15 protein-coding genes and 2 pseudogenes are annotated in these 14,954 nt (G+C 55.9%); 16 read left to right on the top strand and 1 reads right to left on the bottom strand.

Going from position 1 to position 14,954, the window contains the following annotated elements; all coding sequences use genetic code 11:
- Positions 1-150 precede the first annotated feature (150 nt).
- From BM062_RS13770 to BM062_RS25930, 5 genes are all read left to right on the top strand, one after another.
- The gene (locus BM062_RS13770) at positions 151-630 is read left to right on the top strand and encodes a transposase (RefSeq protein WP_092397734.1); all 480 of its coding nucleotides are present in this window, start codon (positions 151-153) and stop codon (positions 628-630) included.
- 287 nt (positions 631-917) lie between these two features.
- Complete coding sequence (locus BM062_RS13765) at positions 918-1,937, top strand: AraC family transcriptional regulator (RefSeq protein WP_139220051.1); 1,020 nt, start codon at positions 918-920, stop codon at positions 1,935-1,937.
- A gap of 663 nt (positions 1,938-2,600) precedes the next feature.
- Complete coding sequence (locus BM062_RS13755; protein WP_139220050.1) at positions 2,601-3,071, top strand: hypothetical protein; 471 nt, start codon at positions 2,601-2,603, stop codon at positions 3,069-3,071.
- Positions 3,068-3,526: a CesT family type III secretion system chaperone gene (locus BM062_RS13750; RefSeq protein ID WP_092397728.1), complete on the top strand. Its 459-nt coding sequence runs from the start codon at positions 3,068-3,070 to the stop codon at positions 3,524-3,526. Before BM062_RS13755 ends, BM062_RS13750 begins: the two co-directional genes overlap by 4 nt.
- Before the next feature lie 533 nt (positions 3,527-4,059).
- Positions 4,060-5,379, top strand: a complete 1,320-nt coding sequence (locus tag BM062_RS25930) for a hypothetical protein (protein ID WP_254785068.1) — start codon at positions 4,060-4,062, stop codon at positions 5,377-5,379.
- A gap of 193 nt (positions 5,380-5,572) precedes the next feature.
- Here the strand turns inward: BM062_RS25930 and BM062_RS26240 are convergent.
- Positions 5,573-5,713, bottom strand: a pseudogene (locus BM062_RS26240) (transposase); the annotation flags it as partial.
- 73 nt (positions 5,714-5,786) lie between these two features.
- On the opposite strand from BM062_RS26240, the pseudogene BM062_RS25925 reads away from it, so the two are divergent.
- The 11 genes and pseudogenes from BM062_RS25925 to BM062_RS13690 all read left to right on the top strand — a co-directional run.
- Positions 5,787-5,984 (top strand): annotated as a pseudogene (locus BM062_RS25925) (IS21 family transposase); the annotation flags it as partial.
- Between the two features lie 970 nt (positions 5,985-6,954).
- On the top strand, positions 6,955-7,563 hold the full coding sequence (locus tag BM062_RS13735; protein ID WP_092397724.1) for a TetR/AcrR family transcriptional regulator: 609 nt from the start codon (positions 6,955-6,957) through the stop codon (positions 7,561-7,563).
- 99 nt (positions 7,564-7,662) lie between these two features.
- The gene (locus BM062_RS13730) at positions 7,663-8,469 is read left to right on the top strand and encodes an oxidoreductase (protein WP_092397722.1); all 807 of its coding nucleotides are present in this window, start codon (positions 7,663-7,665) and stop codon (positions 8,467-8,469) included.
- Between the two features lie 90 nt (positions 8,470-8,559).
- Entirely contained in the window at positions 8,560-9,357 is a 798-nt protein-coding gene (locus tag BM062_RS13725) for an SDR family NAD(P)-dependent oxidoreductase (protein WP_092397720.1), read from the top strand.
- Between the two features lie 38 nt (positions 9,358-9,395).
- Positions 9,396-10,472: an alkene reductase gene (locus BM062_RS13720; RefSeq protein ID WP_092397718.1), complete on the top strand. Its 1,077-nt coding sequence runs from the start codon at positions 9,396-9,398 to the stop codon at positions 10,470-10,472.
- A gap of 4 nt (positions 10,473-10,476) precedes the next feature.
- Positions 10,477-10,890, top strand: coding sequence for a hypothetical protein (locus tag BM062_RS13715; protein WP_092397716.1), 414 nt, complete (start codon positions 10,477-10,479; stop codon positions 10,888-10,890).
- 97 nt (positions 10,891-10,987) lie between these two features.
- Positions 10,988-11,995 carry an NADP-dependent oxidoreductase gene (locus BM062_RS13710; protein ID WP_092397714.1) on the top strand — a complete coding sequence of 336 codons (1,008 nt, stop codon included), beginning with the start codon at positions 10,988-10,990 and terminating at the stop codon, positions 11,993-11,995.
- 15 nt (positions 11,996-12,010) lie between these two features.
- Entirely contained in the window at positions 12,011-12,196 is a 186-nt protein-coding gene (locus tag BM062_RS25920; RefSeq protein ID WP_092397712.1) for a zinc-binding dehydrogenase, read from the top strand.
- Between the two features lie 141 nt (positions 12,197-12,337).
- A complete protein-coding gene (locus tag BM062_RS13700; RefSeq protein WP_092397710.1) occupies positions 12,338-12,937 on the top strand; it encodes a TetR/AcrR family transcriptional regulator in 600 nt (199 codons plus the stop codon).
- 83 nt (positions 12,938-13,020) lie between these two features.
- Complete coding sequence (locus BM062_RS13695) at positions 13,021-13,833, top strand: oxidoreductase (RefSeq protein WP_092397708.1); 813 nt, start codon at positions 13,021-13,023, stop codon at positions 13,831-13,833.
- A gap of 58 nt (positions 13,834-13,891) precedes the next feature.
- Positions 13,892-14,926 carry an NADP-dependent oxidoreductase gene (locus BM062_RS13690; RefSeq protein WP_092397706.1) on the top strand — a complete coding sequence of 345 codons (1,035 nt, stop codon included), beginning with the start codon at positions 13,892-13,894 and terminating at the stop codon, positions 14,924-14,926.
- Positions 14,927-14,954 lie beyond the last annotated feature (28 nt).

Genomic DNA, 14,954 nt, shown 5'->3' with positions numbered 1-14,954 from the left:
TGTAACGTTTCTTCTCATTTAAGAAATGTAGAGGCTTAACGGTATCTTTTGAATCCCTCTTTTTACTATTGTGCTGTGATAGCAGTTCATTTCTGGCTAGTGAATTGCAAGAGATAGGATGAGTTTGAAAAAGTGAAAGTGAGATTGCTAATGATGAATTCTAAATGTGAATCAGGCACGAAAATTAGAGACGATCAATGGGAAAAACTGGAGTTCCAGATGTTGGGAAAAACCGGAGATCCTGGAAGCCATGCTCGTGACAATAGACTGTTTATTGAAGCTGTACTGTGGTTTGTGTCTGATACGAATGTTTGGGCTGATTTGCCGCCAAAATTTGGAAAATGGAACGCCATCTATATGCGCGTTAGACGATGGTATCTAAGTGGGCACTGGCAGCAACTGGCTGAAAATTTACGGAATGATCGAGATTTGTTCATGTTGGTAGGAAAAATTATTGCGTATTGCGATCGTCAAAAAAAAATGCGAGAAGAAAGAGGTAGTAGGAAAGCGAAGCGAGAAATCGGTCATGGATCTCGTGCCATGCCGCGAATTAACGCGGAGGAGTCTGCTTCTTTGATGGAGGGTTCGACATCGCATTGGCTTTCATTGATTGGAATGAGCGAGGAATAGCTAGTTGAGAAAAAATGAGGATCACTGTAATTCCTGGTTCCGGGATAGTCGCAAGGATACTCAACCCATAATTGAGGTCATCTGAGGGTAAACGCCGCTATGACGGATTGCCCATCGTTACCGAATTAGGATTTTGCGGAACAGGCAGTGGGTTGCGGAGCACAACAAAAAAGACCCTCATCACTGAAAGCCTTTTAGTAATTGGTGCCCGAGGCCGGACTTTAACTGGCACATCCCGTCACCTATGCTTTGTTTTATACGTTGTACGTTTTTTGAACATAAAAGCAGTGAAATTAAATACATTTGCACAGGGCTTTGTGTCCAGCGCCTATATGCGCATACTTTTTGAATATTTAAAAAACCAGGGGATTGATGCCTCAAAGCTATTAAATGAGCCAACACCTGACGAAGTCGACCGAGTTCTAATCCGCTACCCGCTGCAACGCTGGATCTCTCACTTGCAATGTGCCGCGGTTCGATTAGGAGACCCCCTCTTAGGCCTGCACTTGGGGAAAACTGTTACTCCTGCACACTTTGGAGTCATTGGCTACATATTCGCGTCGTGCCCCACTCTTGGCGCATCGCTGCTACGCCTGCAAGCATATCAGCGCCTTATACAAGAGGTGGAGCAAGGCGGCTTAGAGGCTCCTATTATTGACGGAAGCGATCTTGTGCTTAGATGGCCTGCAAGAAGTTCCGGGGGGCACGGGCGACTACACCTTGAATTTGGCATAGCGACACTTCTCCAATTTTCCAAGTGCATATCTAGCAAGGATGTAGAGTGGAAGCAAGTGAGCTTTATCAATCCCGAGCCGTCGTCTTTACATGCCTATAGAGATTTCTTCAAATGTGAAGTTCTTTTTAATCAAGCCGCGACTAGCATACGCGTACCGCTGCATTCGCTGACTGTTCCCCTAAAAAAACCAGAGCCTGTATTGGTAGCTCTGTTAGAGAGGCAAGCAAATGAATTCCTAAATCAGCTACCTACAGAAAACGAGTTCGTGATGTCAGTCCGACGTTGCATCACAAGCCAAATTCATGAGGGCGAGCCAGAATTGGATAGTGTCGCGAGCAAATTTAATATAACGCCTAGAACACTGCGCCGCCGCTTAGACCAGTGCGGCACCAGTTTCCGGGTGCTACTCGAAAAAATTCGTCAACAATTGGCAAAACAGTACTTGCTAGATCCAACACTGCAACTTTCTGATATCGCGCAATTACTTGGTTATTCCGAGCAAAGTACATTTCAACGGGCATTTTTGCGATGGACTGGATTAACCCCCAACGCTTATAAACGAAGCGTTTGATCCTGAGTAACAAAGTGCTTTATTGTTACATCGATTGTTCGTTTGCGTGCTGAATTGACCCACTCAGCTTGTGGCCCCCCCAGAGTCGAATTGGGCACCAACGGATTATGAGTCAAGCACGCAGAATGCGCGTATGCCGCAATGCTGCGCCAGGCAACAACTACTGTTTGTGCATTCAGTGCGTGAAAAACACTGAATGCGCCTAGTTGGTCAAAAAATCCCCCACTTGAATAGAGCTCCGACTGCCGTGGCGTCAATTGATGTAGTTGAAGAATTTCAGGTGCAGTTTCCTTGACTCGTCAGCCAGTATCTCGAACAGCGCAGATCGCTCGCATTCCATCGCAGTGACTCGGATTGCAAAGGTTCGGCGCGTGTTGTCGTCCATCCACTGGGTGGAGTCAAAGAAACCGCCACCTAACGGCGTGCTGAATCTGAACTTGTCGTGGTTATCCCAATGAGCGGCTATGCACACGTGCATCAGTTGGCCGGAACACGATGGCCTGGGCGACAAATGTTGTCCGCTTGCCATGTTAGTCCACTTCACCAAAAGAGCGCGCGATTCACGAAGTTCGCCTATCGAAGCGATCTTTCGCAGGCGCATCACACGGCAGCCTCGTTTGAGAGTGGAATAAGAGTCATCTGATTGCCATCAAGGAAAATCGCATGTTCCAGAATTCACCAGCCGTAGATACTGCATCTTTTGGCTCTCGTCTGAGCCGGACGGCATTGCTGCACGCAACCGCGGACATCATGGGACTGAATGTCGAAAGCAAGCAAACATTCGCTCAGTCCGGCCTGCTGTACAGCGATGGGATCGAGTTCGCAATTCATGTCAAGGAACTGCCTGATGCTGCGCTGCGCATCGTGGCCTCAGCCACCATGGCCAAGCCAGACGGTATAGATCCTAGCGTTTGGCATAACACCATGTTGCGCGCCAATGCAGCGGCAATGATCGTCGCGGATTGGGGCTTTGCCCTGGACGAAGGCGACACCGCCTGTCTGCTGATGAATCTACCGTCGGCCATGCATGAACCGGAACTGTTGCGCGCCGCATTGGAAAGCATGCATGACCTGTGCGTGGCGGTGCGCGCCGGCACCTCAAATAATATTGACGTCAAAGAGAGGCTCCAATGAAATTCGGCAATACGTTGCATATGACGAAGAGCGGGCAAACAGGAACGCCACCGGCTGCATTGCAGGAATTCGAGGCGACCAGGGAAGTGCTGGTTCTGATTGCCGAAGTGATGCTGCTGCTCGGTACAACGAAGGAGGTCGCACGGGAGGTCGCGCGCACCGGTCGCCTCTTGATCGGCGAGCAGCGTTTATTGCTCGCCTGCGCGCCGGACGATTCGGCACTGATTGCGAGCGCGCTGCTCGACCCGGCTTGGGCGAATCAGGCAGCACGCAAAGCGCTGCTGCAGGCCAACGCCCAGTTGCTGCTGTCGTCGGGCGTGGTTGCAACGGACGGTTACGGCGGCCCGAGTTTGATGCGTCGCTGGCCGCTGGCTCAGCCACAGCCCGTTGCACTTGCCCGCTGGCTACGGGAACTGGCCGCGTTTGCGACCGAAATTCAGGCGAAACGCCATTAATCTGACACAACAATTGCAACATTCACGACAACAATCGGTCACGACGATTTTTGACATCTAAAGGGAGATGCATCATGGCAGGAGAAACGGGAGGAATATCGCGGACGCACTCGATGCCGCACACGATCTCTCCCTCTGAGGACGCTTCCGGGAGCAAACCGTCATTGACTCGGGCGCGGTCCAGTCTAACCACGAACACAGCGCTTGAAGGGCTGAAACCGAAGCCGGACTCATTGACTCCCGGTCGCATTTCAGCTGGGAATTCGCCTCGTATTCTGAATGCAAACCTGCCGGGAACCTCAAATGCAGGGGGTAAAAGCCAGCATGCTTCCCCTCCCCACAATGAAATCGGAACCGCGACACCGTCCGAGCCTGGCACTGAAAGTGGCAGAACATCTAACACCACCCGCGGCTCCACCTCCTTGCGTCGTATCACAGGAGCACCGATATTCACCCCAGATTCGCCGTTTAATGATACTGCGGTCGAAATAGAATTCGCGCCGCCACCGCCGCCTGCGTCGAGTTGGAGGGCAATGACTGCGGCACCGTTGAACGGTCTTGCCTCCTTTGGCGGCAGCGCATTGTCGTCCCTGAAGAGCGGCGCCGGAAAGATAAAAGACGGCACGGTTGTCGCGACAAAATTCGCCGGAAAACAAATGGTTGCGGGCTTGGAGAAAGGCAAGGAATTGGGTGCTGCCGGCGCCGCGAAAGGAAAGCAGGCCGCCACGTTCGTGGGCGGGCAAGCCGGCCAAGTGGCCACAAGCGCCGCCTCGGGGCTGGGGGTCATGGGCATCGAAAAGAAATTTGCCGGCGCGACCGCCGGCCACCTGATCCATCAAACGGTTGCGGTCGGCGTTCCGACTTTTCTTCGGGAATGCATGAACGAAGTATTGTTTGCCGGACTGCGCCAGATTCCCCACGAGCATGCGGTGGCCTTGCAGATCGTCTCGGGCACGGTGTCGCTTTGCCTGCACCGTGTACGCCAGTACCGCGAACAACGCAGCCCAGAAACCGCGGCGCGCGGATTTCACAACCTCAGCGCCGAACAATGGGCCACGCTTTCACCTGGAGACAAGCAGACGAAAATGGCGCAGCAGCGCCGCTATTCCGATGCCGTCACCACACTGGCCACCGGCGGTATACTTACCAACATTGCATTAGGCGTCGCCGGCCCTCACATTGGGCAGCCTGAACTTGCCGCGAAGCTGGTGGCGTCCGATATCAAGGTGCTGGCTTACGCAGGCGCGCGCGATACCATACAGGCCACATTCCGCATGGTAAACACGGAAGCCGACACCAATGGCGGCGTCAGCGGATCACATATGAATGCTTCGGGCGAATTCTACGCAAAAGTAAATATTGCGGCCAACTATGCCTTCAGTGCATTTGTGCCGGCAGCCTTGGGCGACGCCAGGCTGGCCCTCGCCGGACAACATTCCCCGCTCAGCAAACACGAAGCAATGAACGTCGTTTATCACTCGTCCGCAGTCAAAGCAACCATCAATACGGTGCTGGAAACCGCGGACTGGACCAATGTGACCCAGGAAGAGGCCAAGGAAGCCAGCACCAGCCAAAAATTCGATCCTGCATGGAAAGGAAAGCGCGAGGATTACATGCGCGTATTCGATCAATCCGTCGCTCGCACGGCGGCCATCAACAGCAATATAGCGGCCAGCAATGTGCTATCCGTCATCGGTGAGCAGGTAGGGTTGTCGCCGGCGGCGACATCGCTGCTCTCCAACGGCGGCTCAGGCGCCATGGCCGGCCTGAGTTACAAAGTGATTGGCGGAACATGGCAGGCCGAAGCCGCTGTGCGCGCGGAAAAGGATAGCCGCCCTGAAACAACTCGTTGACGCCTCGGGCAACGGACGTCACTGCGCAGGTACCGCATGAATCTTGCTCGTCAGGCCGCCACGCGAACGGCCTATCGTTTGATGGCCTTCTTTTTTTGCACCCGCCGATACTGGTGGGCGCCACCGCCGTGCTATCAATCATCAGCGGCTCCAAATCACGATCGTCATTGACGGCTTCGACCACCTGTTGGCATACGCCAGATTCACCCCAGCGCTTGAACTGCGTGTACGTCGTGTGCCAGTTTTCCAGTTCTGCAGGTATGTCTCGCCAAGGCGACCCCGTCCGCACGATCCACAAAACAGCTTCTAAAAACAGGCGATTATCCTGCGCCGTTGCGCCTCGATCACTGGCCTTATCCTAGATGCGCGACGCCGCCCGTGGGCGGCACCGTGATCGATAGTCGACCGAGCCTGCCTATGCAGAGCACCAATCGGCCAGTGCCATCGACCCATACGTCTTCCAGCTTTCAGGCTGGCTCAAGACCGAGGCGGCCAAATCCCGCAAGCAACGACGCAGCCTGAAACAGCTTCACGAGGACCTGTTGGAATTGGGTTTCACGGGGTCTTACGACAGGGTGGCGGCGTCCGCCAGGCAATGGAGGGAGGGGCAAACTGAGTGGGTCAATTCGGCGCGCAAACGAACACTAATATTGCCACATTGCATTGATTTTGTGCATTATTTCTAGAATAAGGTACCCCTCGGGAAAACCATAATTTTTATAACATTTTGCAGAAAGTGGCTGAAAACCCTTTCTGCATAAGGCTTTGCAAGATTCGACAAAGTATAACTTCGACATAACCTTGGCATAACTAAGTTATAAAGTTAAAGATAATTTCTATAAAAATAAATAACTATATAAATCAATGACTTAAAGCCTGGTTATACTTGAGGTTATCAAAAGTTATAGTTCAACCATAACCATTTAAGCCTATATAAATCAACGGCTTACAGTGCATAAAATCACGTGGTTATAAAGATTATGCTTTCCCCGAGGTCAAACCTGAAATCGGTTTTTCATCGCTCACACCAGAACCCACTTTTACCCCTCCGCGTGCGTCGTTTTGCGTCGTTTTTTTGCGGCGTATTTTCGCCCTTCGACGCCAGGTTTCTCCTATGTGCGTCACTTCAAAAAATTTGAGTCGAAAGCGACCAAATTAGCGGGCAGGCGTGGCGGGGAGATGACTGCGCGCCGAGCAATGATGCCGCACAGGATGTTGGTGTAAGTACGTCAAGAGGGATTCACTACCGAGTACAAAAAATGGACGGAATTTCACTACGCTAACAACGCATCATCGCAGGCATCGTAATCGGGTAAACAGTTTTGGGCAGAAATTCCGTGCCTGCTTGGCGAGTGAAGTGACCTTGTGCGCCAAACGGTTGTCCCACTATTCAGGTGTTTCCCAGCTGCACTATGCACCAAAGCGGATTTGTCTGTCAGATTGCAAACCTGGCTAGAGCTTGTTGGAGCTCAACGAGACCGTCGTTCGGTTTTTTGGTTTCAAGACCTAGGTCCGGTCAGAGCGGCAACTGTCCTCTCCGAATTGGTGTGTGTGCACATTAATTAAAAATGGTATATGATGGTCATCATGGTTAAGAAATCTACCAAACACACCGCTGTCAGCCGCAAAGAAGCCTCACACGAACGCATCGTAGAGGTGGCTGCGCGCGCCATCCGCCGCAGTGGCTACGGCGGCACTGGCGTAGCCGACATCATGAAGGAAGCCGGCCTGACGCACGGTGGCTTCTACGCGCACTTCGAATCGCGCGATGCTTTGCTGGCGGAGGCCGGCGACCGTGCCGGCGCTGAATCGGTGGCGTTGGCGGCGCAGGTGGCGGCCGCCGCACCGCCGGGACAAGCGTTGCAGGCTATGATGCACGCTTATTTGTCGCCGGAGCATATAGGAGCGATTGAGACTGGTTGTCCGGTTTCCGCGCTGGGCTCGGAAATGCCGCGCCAAGCGCCGGAAGTGCGACGTGCCGCGACCATCCACATCAAGGAAATGATCGATCTGTTTGCCCGCCAATTGCCTGATTGGGGTCAGCCGCAGGCGCACGAGCAGGCGATGGCGCTGGTTTGCGCCCTGATAGGCACCACCATGGTTGCGCGTGCCGTTGATGACCCCAAGCTGTCCACGGCACTGTGCGCAGCTGCGCTGAAACAATTCGCCCCGGCAGTCACTTGAGATTGGCGCTGGTTGTAAGTTTTTTTTGCATTAAAATATGATGACTATCATATATTGTATTGCCAATCGTTATGTAACGCCTATTTGAAAGGGAATGCCATGAATAGCAAGATTGCATTGGTCACCGGCGCCTCGTCCGGCATCGGAGAAGCTACAGCGAAGCGACTTGCGCAAGCGGGCTTCAAGGTTTATGGCAGCAGCCGTCGCGGCGCGCAAGCGGGCCGGCGCGACTACGAGATGCTTTCATTGGACGTGACCAGCGATGACTCAGTCCAAGCGGCCGTCGCGGACGTGATGCGGCGGGAGGGGCGCATTGACCTGCTGGTGAATAACGCTGGCGTCGGAGTAGCTCCTGGGGGAGCGGAGGAGAGCTCGATCGAACAGGCTCAATCTATTTTCGACACGAATTTCTTCGGGATGGTGCGTATGACGCGCGCAGTCTTGCCGCATATGCGAGCCCAAAGGGAGGGCCGCATCATCAACATCGGTTCGGTGCTCGGCTTTCTGCCGATGCCGTATGGCGCGCTGTATGCCGCGACCAAACACGCCATCGAAGGCTATACAGAATCATTGGATCATGAGCTACGCAACTGGGGCATCCGGGCAGTAGTCATTGAGCCCGCTTACACCAACACGCCGTTCGACGCCAATATGCTGCAGCCGGACGCCAAACTCGACGCCTACCACCAGGTGCGAACCGTCGTGACCCATCGTGTTAGGGAGGTGATGGTGAGTGCAGAAGGGCCAGACGTGGTGGCCGAGGCAGTGCTGAAAGCAGCGCAGGCACAGAGGCCGAAACTGCGATATCCCGCTGGCGGACTGGCTGCGCGCCTGCGGCTGTTGCGCACTATCGCGCCGGCCGGTGTGATGGACGCCGGCATACGCAAGGATCTGCGGCTCGCATAGCAAGCCGGTTCGTCGCCCCTGATCAGAATGGAATCACGGGATACTCCCTCGACAGTTACGCAGTGCAACACTCAACTAAAGGATTTAACGATGTCTACTTCTTCTCGAAAAATTGCAGTTGTAACCGGCGCCTCGGCTGGCATAGGCGCAGTGTATGCCGACCGCCTGGCAAAACGCGGCTATGACCTGGTGCTCGTTGCCCGCCGCGCGGAGCGTTTGCAATCGCTGGCAGCCAGCATTGCAAAGACGCATGGCGTGAACGTCGAGCCATTGGTTGCCGACCTGGCAACGGAGGCTGGCCAGGCGCGCGTCGAGCAAGTTCTTTCCAGCAATCCTGCGGTCAGCGTGCTGGTGAATAATGCTGGCATCGCGCGGCTCGCCCCCCTCGCGGGCAGCCCGCTGCAAGACTCCTTGTCTCAGGTTTCGCTGAACATCATGGCGCTGACGCGTCTGACTCACGCGGTCCTGCCCGGCATGAAGTCGCGCAATGAGGGGCTGATCATCAATGTTGCCTCCGTATTGGCGGTGCACTCCTTGCCGATCAGTTCCGTGTACAGCGGAAGCAAAGCGTTCGTTCTGGCGTTCAGCCGCGGGCTACAGCAAGAACTGGCCGATACTGGCGTAAAGGTCCAGGTGGTGCTCCCCGCAGCCACGGCCACGGAGCTTTGGGACCAGTCCGGCGTGCCGCTGGCAGCGCTGGCTTCGGAATCCGTTATGGCAACGGACGACATGGTGGACGCGGCCTTGTCCGCGTTCGATCAGGGCGAAACCATCAGCTGGCCGTCGGTAGCGGACACGACATTGTTCGAACGCTTTGAAGCGGCCCGCATTGCGCTCTTCGCTGCCACACAAACCGGCAAGGTCGCGCCGCACCTTCTGCCGGCCTGATTTCAGAAGCGGAAATACCTCTCAAAGGATGCTCGAAAATGCTATTTGAAAACTTCTCTCTGCGTGCCGCCAATCTCAACAATCGGGCTGTGATGTCTCCGCTCACTCGCAGTCGCGCCGTCGAGCACAACACGCCGAACAGCCTGATGGCTACCTACTATTCGCAGCGTGCAAGTGCTGGCCTCATTATTACCGAGGGCACCTCGCCGTCGCCGAACGGTTTGGGCTACGCGCGTATACCGGGTTTATTCAATGATGCCCACGTACAAGGCTGGAAACTCGTCACTGATGCGGTCCACGCCAAGGGCGGTAAGATCGTCGTACAGCTGATGCATACCGGACGGGTAAGCCATTCGGCAAACCTGCCGGACGGAGCCGAGGTGCTGGGGCCATCAGCCGACACATGCCCAGGCGAGATGTGGACCGATAGCCATGGTAGCCAGCCGCACACGCCACCACGCGAGATGACCGACGCCGACATCGCGGCGGCGATTCATGAGTTTGCAACCGCCGCACGCCTGGCCATCGATGCCGGCTTCGACGGCATCGAACTGCACGCCGCCAATGGATATTTGCTCGAGCAATTCCTGAATGCCAATGTCAACCGCCGAACAGATGGCTACGGAGGTACACCCGAAGGGCGTAACCGGCTAGTGCTTGAGGTCGCGCGCGCCGCCGCAAAGGAAATTGGGGCTGAGCGAGTGGGTATCCGTTTATCACCACATGGGGTTTTCAACGCGACCGGACCCTTCGCGGAAGTGGATGAGCAGTATGTGGCGCTGGTGAAGGAGTTATCCGCACTCGGCCTCATGTACGTACATGTCTTGGATCACTCGGCGATCGGCGCTCCGCCTGTTTCAGCCAAGCTGAAGGCCGATCTGCGAGCTGCGTTTGACGGCCCCTTCGTTCTTGCCGGCGGTTTCGACAAGGACAGCGCGGAGCAAGCGCTGATTGAAGGCCACTCGGATCTGATAGCGATGGGCAGGGCCTTTTTGGCCAACCCCGACCTGGTTGAACGCATGCGCCAAAACGCGCCGTTGAACGCCCCCGATCCAAGCACGTTCTATACGCCTGGACCGCAGGGCTATACGGACTATTCGACGCTGGCAGGTTAATTTTATGAAACGCCACTTCCGTGCTCTCGCGACCTTGTCCGCGCTCCTTTTCTTCGCTTTGGCGCTAATCTGGATGTTGGCGCCTCAACTCCCGTTGTCAGACTGGGGAATTGAATTCACATCTTCAGCTGAATTGGTCAGCCGGCGTGCGGCAGCGCTGTATGCAGGAATCGCTGTCATGTTGTTCTCAGCCAGAAATGCCGAGCCATCAATGGCTCGATCAGCGTTGATCAAAGGTGTTGTGGTTGCCTGTTTCATGCTCGCGACACTGGGGATCCTTGAATTGGTGACAGGGAATGCCTCCCCCAGAATCCTGATAGCCGTTTTCATCGAAGTCGCGCTCATGCTGGCGTTCTTGTTTGTAGGATGCGGCCACCCCGCGCAGTCGGACAGCAACCATCGACGTAGAAAAGCGTAATCCAGCAGCGACCGCCTGCGCTGAGAAGCTGGATTACGTCTCCGCCAGTACTCGAACAGGGTGCATATTTAACGAAAACAAAGAAGGCAATAAAATAATGAAGGCACTTATCTTGAAACGTTATGGCAAGGCTGATCAGATCGCGTTTGCCGATATTCCCCGGCCTGCGATCAGGCCGGATGAAATGCTGGTCCAGGTGCACGCTGCCGGCCTCAACCCGATTGATTACAAGATTCCGAAAGGAATGTTTAAGCCTATCCTCAAGTTTCAGCTGCCAGCCACGCTGGGGAGCGATCTGGCAGGTGTCGTGGTGGAAGTCGGCAGTCGCGTGACCCGCTTTAAGGTGGGCGATGCTGTGTTCGCCAGCATCTTCGATCTGGGCGGCGGCTCTCTTGCTGAGTTTGCCGCCGTGCCCGAGCATGCTGCCGCGCTTAAACCTGTCAATCTGGACTTTGTGCAAGCCGCCTCGATTCCGATGGTCGGACTTACATCGTGGCAAGCGCTCAATGAGCGCGCACGGCTCAGGCCTGGGCAGAAAGTGTTTATCCCGGCAGGTGCGGGAGGCATAGGAACGTTTGCGATCCAGCTGGCAAATCACCTCGGTGCAAAGGTAGGGACTACCACCAGCACGGGTAACGTGGATCTGGTGCGTAGCCTCGGCGCTGACGAGGTGATTGATTACAAGAAGCAGGAATTTGAGGAGGTGCTGCGGGGTTATGACGTCGTCCTGGGTACGATCAGCGGAGATGGGCTCGAAAAGGCATTGCAGATTGTAAAGCCCGGAAGCAGTGTCGTCTCGCTCGTCGGCCCGCCGGATGCCGCCTTCGCACGCACACGCGGAATGAATTTTTTGATGACGTTCGTATTGGGCCTGTTGAGCCGTAAGATCATCCGGCTCGCGAAAAAGCGTGACGCCTCATATTCGTTCCTGTTCGTGCGTCCAGACGGCCGTCAACTCGCAAAGATCGGCGAGTTGCTCGAGGCATCGCGCATCCGTCCGGTGATTGATAAGGTAGTTCCGTTCGTTCAAGCAAAGGAGGGGCTGGCTTATCTCGAAAGGGGGCGGGCTAAGGGGAAGGTCGTTGTGCAGATGGTGAGTACGTGATCGTACCTTCAAAAAATGGCGCAGATCCGACTGTGGGGCTTGGATGGCGAGCAATTGCGTCACATCGCTGAATCGATCGAGACTGGGACCTTCTACACCGTGGTGGACAAGATTTTTCCTTTCGCATCCACCCCGGAAGCGCTTGATTACGTTGAGACGGGGCGTGCCAAAGGCAAGGTCGTGGGCAAGGTGAGCGCTTAGCTGAAGACCTTGATCGAAAGGCCTCTGGATTACCGGGGTTTAATGTTGCTTGGCGCTTTGTGAAGCGCGATCTGACCAAAAATCGCAACCAAGCGGGTCTTTAGCTCAAAATATTACTGCACATTTTTTTTGAAGTTGTGTATGATGATTATCATGCGAAATACGAAATCTACCTCCAGAACGGCAGCCAAGGAAGCTTCACACGAGCGAATCGTGTCCGTTGCTGCGCGCGCGATCCGTCGCAGCGGCTACGACGGAACCGGAGTCGCCGACATCATGAAGGAGGCCGGCCTAACCCATGGTGCCTTCTACGCCCACTTCGCCTCGCGCGAGGCCATGCTGGCGGAAGCAGCGGGGCGGGCCTGTGCGGAGTCGGCGGCCGCAGCGGCAGATGGGGTTGCCAGCGTGCCCCCAGAGCAGGCTTTGACCTACATGTTCCACGCCTACCTCTCGCGAGAAAACCTGGAGCAGGTGGAGCGGGGATGCCCCCTGGCCGCGCTGGGCTCGGAAACCGTGCGCCAAGCGCCCGAAGTCCGACGCGTGACTACCCGGTATATCAAAGAAATGGTCGATCTTGTTGCCCGCCAGTCGCCAGATTGGGGGCAGCCCGGTGTCCACGAACGCGCCCTCGTGACCGTCGCCACCATGGTTGGCACCTTGCTGTTGGCCCGCGTCGCCGACGAGCCTGCGCTATCCGACAGCCTGCGCGCGGCTGCCTTGAAGCACCTGCCCATCGCCTGATGCCACTTAAACCCATCGATTTTTTGCTCGCACAAATATATGATGAATATCATACGAATATCAAACACTGAAGGAGAAACAGCATGAACACGAAGAACAAAGTGGCCCTCGTAACAGGGGCCTCGTCGGGCATAGGCGAAGCCACTGCGCAGCAGCTGTCAAAGGCTGGTTACAAGGTATACGGCACCAGCCGGCGCGGCGGCCAGGCGAGCCAGCGAGCGTTCGAGATGTTGCCACTCGATGTGACCCAAGACGCGTCGGTCGATGCTTTGGTCCAGCAACTGATCCAGTTGGAGGGGCGCATCGACCTGCTGGTCAACAACGCCGGCTTCGGAGTCGCTCCAGCCGGCGCGGAAGAGAGTTCGATTGCGCAGGCCCAGGCTATCTTCGACACCAACTTCTTCGGCATGGTACGGATGATCCGGTCCGTCGTACCGCATATGCGTCGCCAGGGGAGTGGTCGCATCATCAACATCGGCTCCGTCGTGGGGTTCCTGCCCGCACCTTATATGGCGCTGTACTCCGCCACCAAACACGCCGTCGCTGGCTACTCGGAATCGCTAGACCATGAGTTGCGGACGCAGGGCATCCGCGTCTCGGTGGTGGAGCCGCCCTATATCAACACGCCTTTCGAAGCGAATCTGATGCAGCCCGATACACCGCTGGACATGTACCGCGAAATTCGCGCGGGCATGGAGCGGCGGCTCAAAGATGGAATTGCCGGCGCAGACGGACCTGAGGTGGTGGCCGACATCGTGTTGAAGGCGGCCACCGCCGCGCAGCCAAAGACCCACTACGCCCCTGGCATGGCCAGCCGCCTGCGCCTGCTGCGCAGGTTTGCGCCCGCCAGCGTGCTGGACGCCGGAGTGCGCAAAGACCTTCGGCTCGACGCATAGGCGGCTAGCCGTTTCGCACTCCATTCTAAATAACACTCCGTCAGGAACAAGGAAAACCATGAAAGCACTCACCTTCAAACGCTATGGCAAGTCGCCCGACATCGGAATCTCGGATGTTCCTCGCCCCACGCTCAAGCCCAACGAACTGCTGGTTAAGGTCCACGCTGCGGGCCTGAACCCGATCGACAACATAGTCCCCACCGGCATCTTTAAACCCGTCCTTCGGTTCCAGCTTCCGGCTACGCTGGGCAGCGATCTGGCCGGTGTGGTGACGGAGGTCGGCAGCCGCGTGACTCGCTTCAGACCCGGCGATGCAGTCTTCGCCAGCATCTTCGACCTGGGTACGGGCTCGATCGCCGAGTTCGCGGCGGTCCCGGAGAGCGCTGCCGCGATGAAGCCGGCCAACCTGGACTTCGTGCAGGCGGCATCGATCCCGATGGTCGGGCTCACCTCGTGGCAAGCACTGAAGGAACGCACCAATCTTCGGGCCGGTCAAAAAGTGTTCATCCCGGCAGGCTCCGGCGGTATTGGCACGTTTGCGATTCAGCTGGCAAAGCACCTGGGCGCCAAGGTGGGAACGACCACCAGCACGGGCAACGTCGAACTGGTGAGCAGCCTTGGCGCAGACGAGGTGATCGACTACAAGAAGCAGGAGTTCGAGAAAGTGCTACACGGCTACGACGCGGTGCTTGGCACTGTCAGGGATGACGCGTTAGAGAAAGCCACCAATATCCTCAAGCCGCGGGGCACGATGGTCTCTCTGGTCGGGCCACTGGACGCGGCATTCGCTCGCGCTCGACGGCTGAATTTCTTCCTGACGTTCGTGTTCGGCTTGATGAGCCGCAAGATCATGCGCCTTGCGAAAAAGCGGGAAGTCACTTACTCATTTTTGTTCGTGCGTCCCGATGGCGATCAACTCGCCCAAATCGGCGAACTCCTCAAAGAAGAGCGCATCCGGCCGGTTATCGACAAGGTGTTTCCATTCGAGCAAGCAAAGGAAGCCCTTGAATACCTTGCCCTGGGGCGTTCCAGGGGCAAGGTCGTCGTCGAGATGACGATAGAGGCGATCAGCAGCCGCAAAGTTCCCGGATAACCTAGGTAGCGTCATTTTTCACACGATA

Source organism: Collimonas sp. OK412 (genome assembly GCF_900112135.1).
In the GTDB taxonomy this organism is placed as follows: domain Bacteria; phylum Pseudomonadota; class Gammaproteobacteria; order Burkholderiales; family Burkholderiaceae_D; genus Collimonas; species Collimonas rhizosphaerae.
Note: the sequence above shows the minus strand (reverse complement) of the source record. Positions and strands in the feature narration are given on the sequence as shown.

Excerpts from the sequence above, each read along its gene's own strand:
- BM062_RS13710 (WP_092397714.1), top strand. The coding sequence starts at position 10,988 with ATGAAGGCACTTATCTTGAAACGTTATGGCAAGGCTGATCAGATCGCG.
- BM062_RS13735 (WP_092397724.1), top strand. The coding sequence starts at position 6,955 with ATGATGGTCATCATGGTTAAGAAATCTACCAAACACACCGCTGTCAGC.
- BM062_RS13730 (WP_092397722.1), top strand. The coding sequence starts at position 7,663 with ATGAATAGCAAGATTGCATTGGTCACCGGCGCCTCGTCCGGCATCGGA.
- BM062_RS13750 (WP_092397728.1), top strand. The coding sequence starts at position 3,068 with ATGAAATTCGGCAATACGTTGCATATGACGAAGAGCGGGCAAACAGGA.
- BM062_RS25930 (WP_254785068.1), top strand. The coding sequence starts at position 4,060 with ATGACTGCGGCACCGTTGAACGGTCTTGCCTCCTTTGGCGGCAGCGCA.
- BM062_RS13690 (WP_092397706.1), top strand. The coding sequence starts at position 13,892 with ATGAAAGCACTCACCTTCAAACGCTATGGCAAGTCGCCCGACATCGGA.
- BM062_RS13715 (WP_092397716.1), top strand. The coding sequence starts at position 10,477 with ATGAAACGCCACTTCCGTGCTCTCGCGACCTTGTCCGCGCTCCTTTTC.
- BM062_RS13695 (WP_092397708.1), top strand. The coding sequence starts at position 13,021 with ATGAACACGAAGAACAAAGTGGCCCTCGTAACAGGGGCCTCGTCGGGC.
- BM062_RS13720 (WP_092397718.1), top strand. The coding sequence starts at position 9,396 with ATGCTATTTGAAAACTTCTCTCTGCGTGCCGCCAATCTCAACAATCGG.
- BM062_RS25920 (WP_092397712.1), top strand. The coding sequence starts at position 12,011 with ATGGCGCAGATCCGACTGTGGGGCTTGGATGGCGAGCAATTGCGTCAC.
- BM062_RS13770 (WP_092397734.1), top strand. The coding sequence starts at position 151 with ATGATGAATTCTAAATGTGAATCAGGCACGAAAATTAGAGACGATCAA.
- BM062_RS13725 (WP_092397720.1), top strand. The coding sequence starts at position 8,560 with ATGTCTACTTCTTCTCGAAAAATTGCAGTTGTAACCGGCGCCTCGGCT.
- BM062_RS13755 (WP_139220050.1), top strand. The coding sequence starts at position 2,601 with ATGTTCCAGAATTCACCAGCCGTAGATACTGCATCTTTTGGCTCTCGT.
- BM062_RS13700 (WP_092397710.1), top strand. The coding sequence starts at position 12,338 with ATGATGATTATCATGCGAAATACGAAATCTACCTCCAGAACGGCAGCC.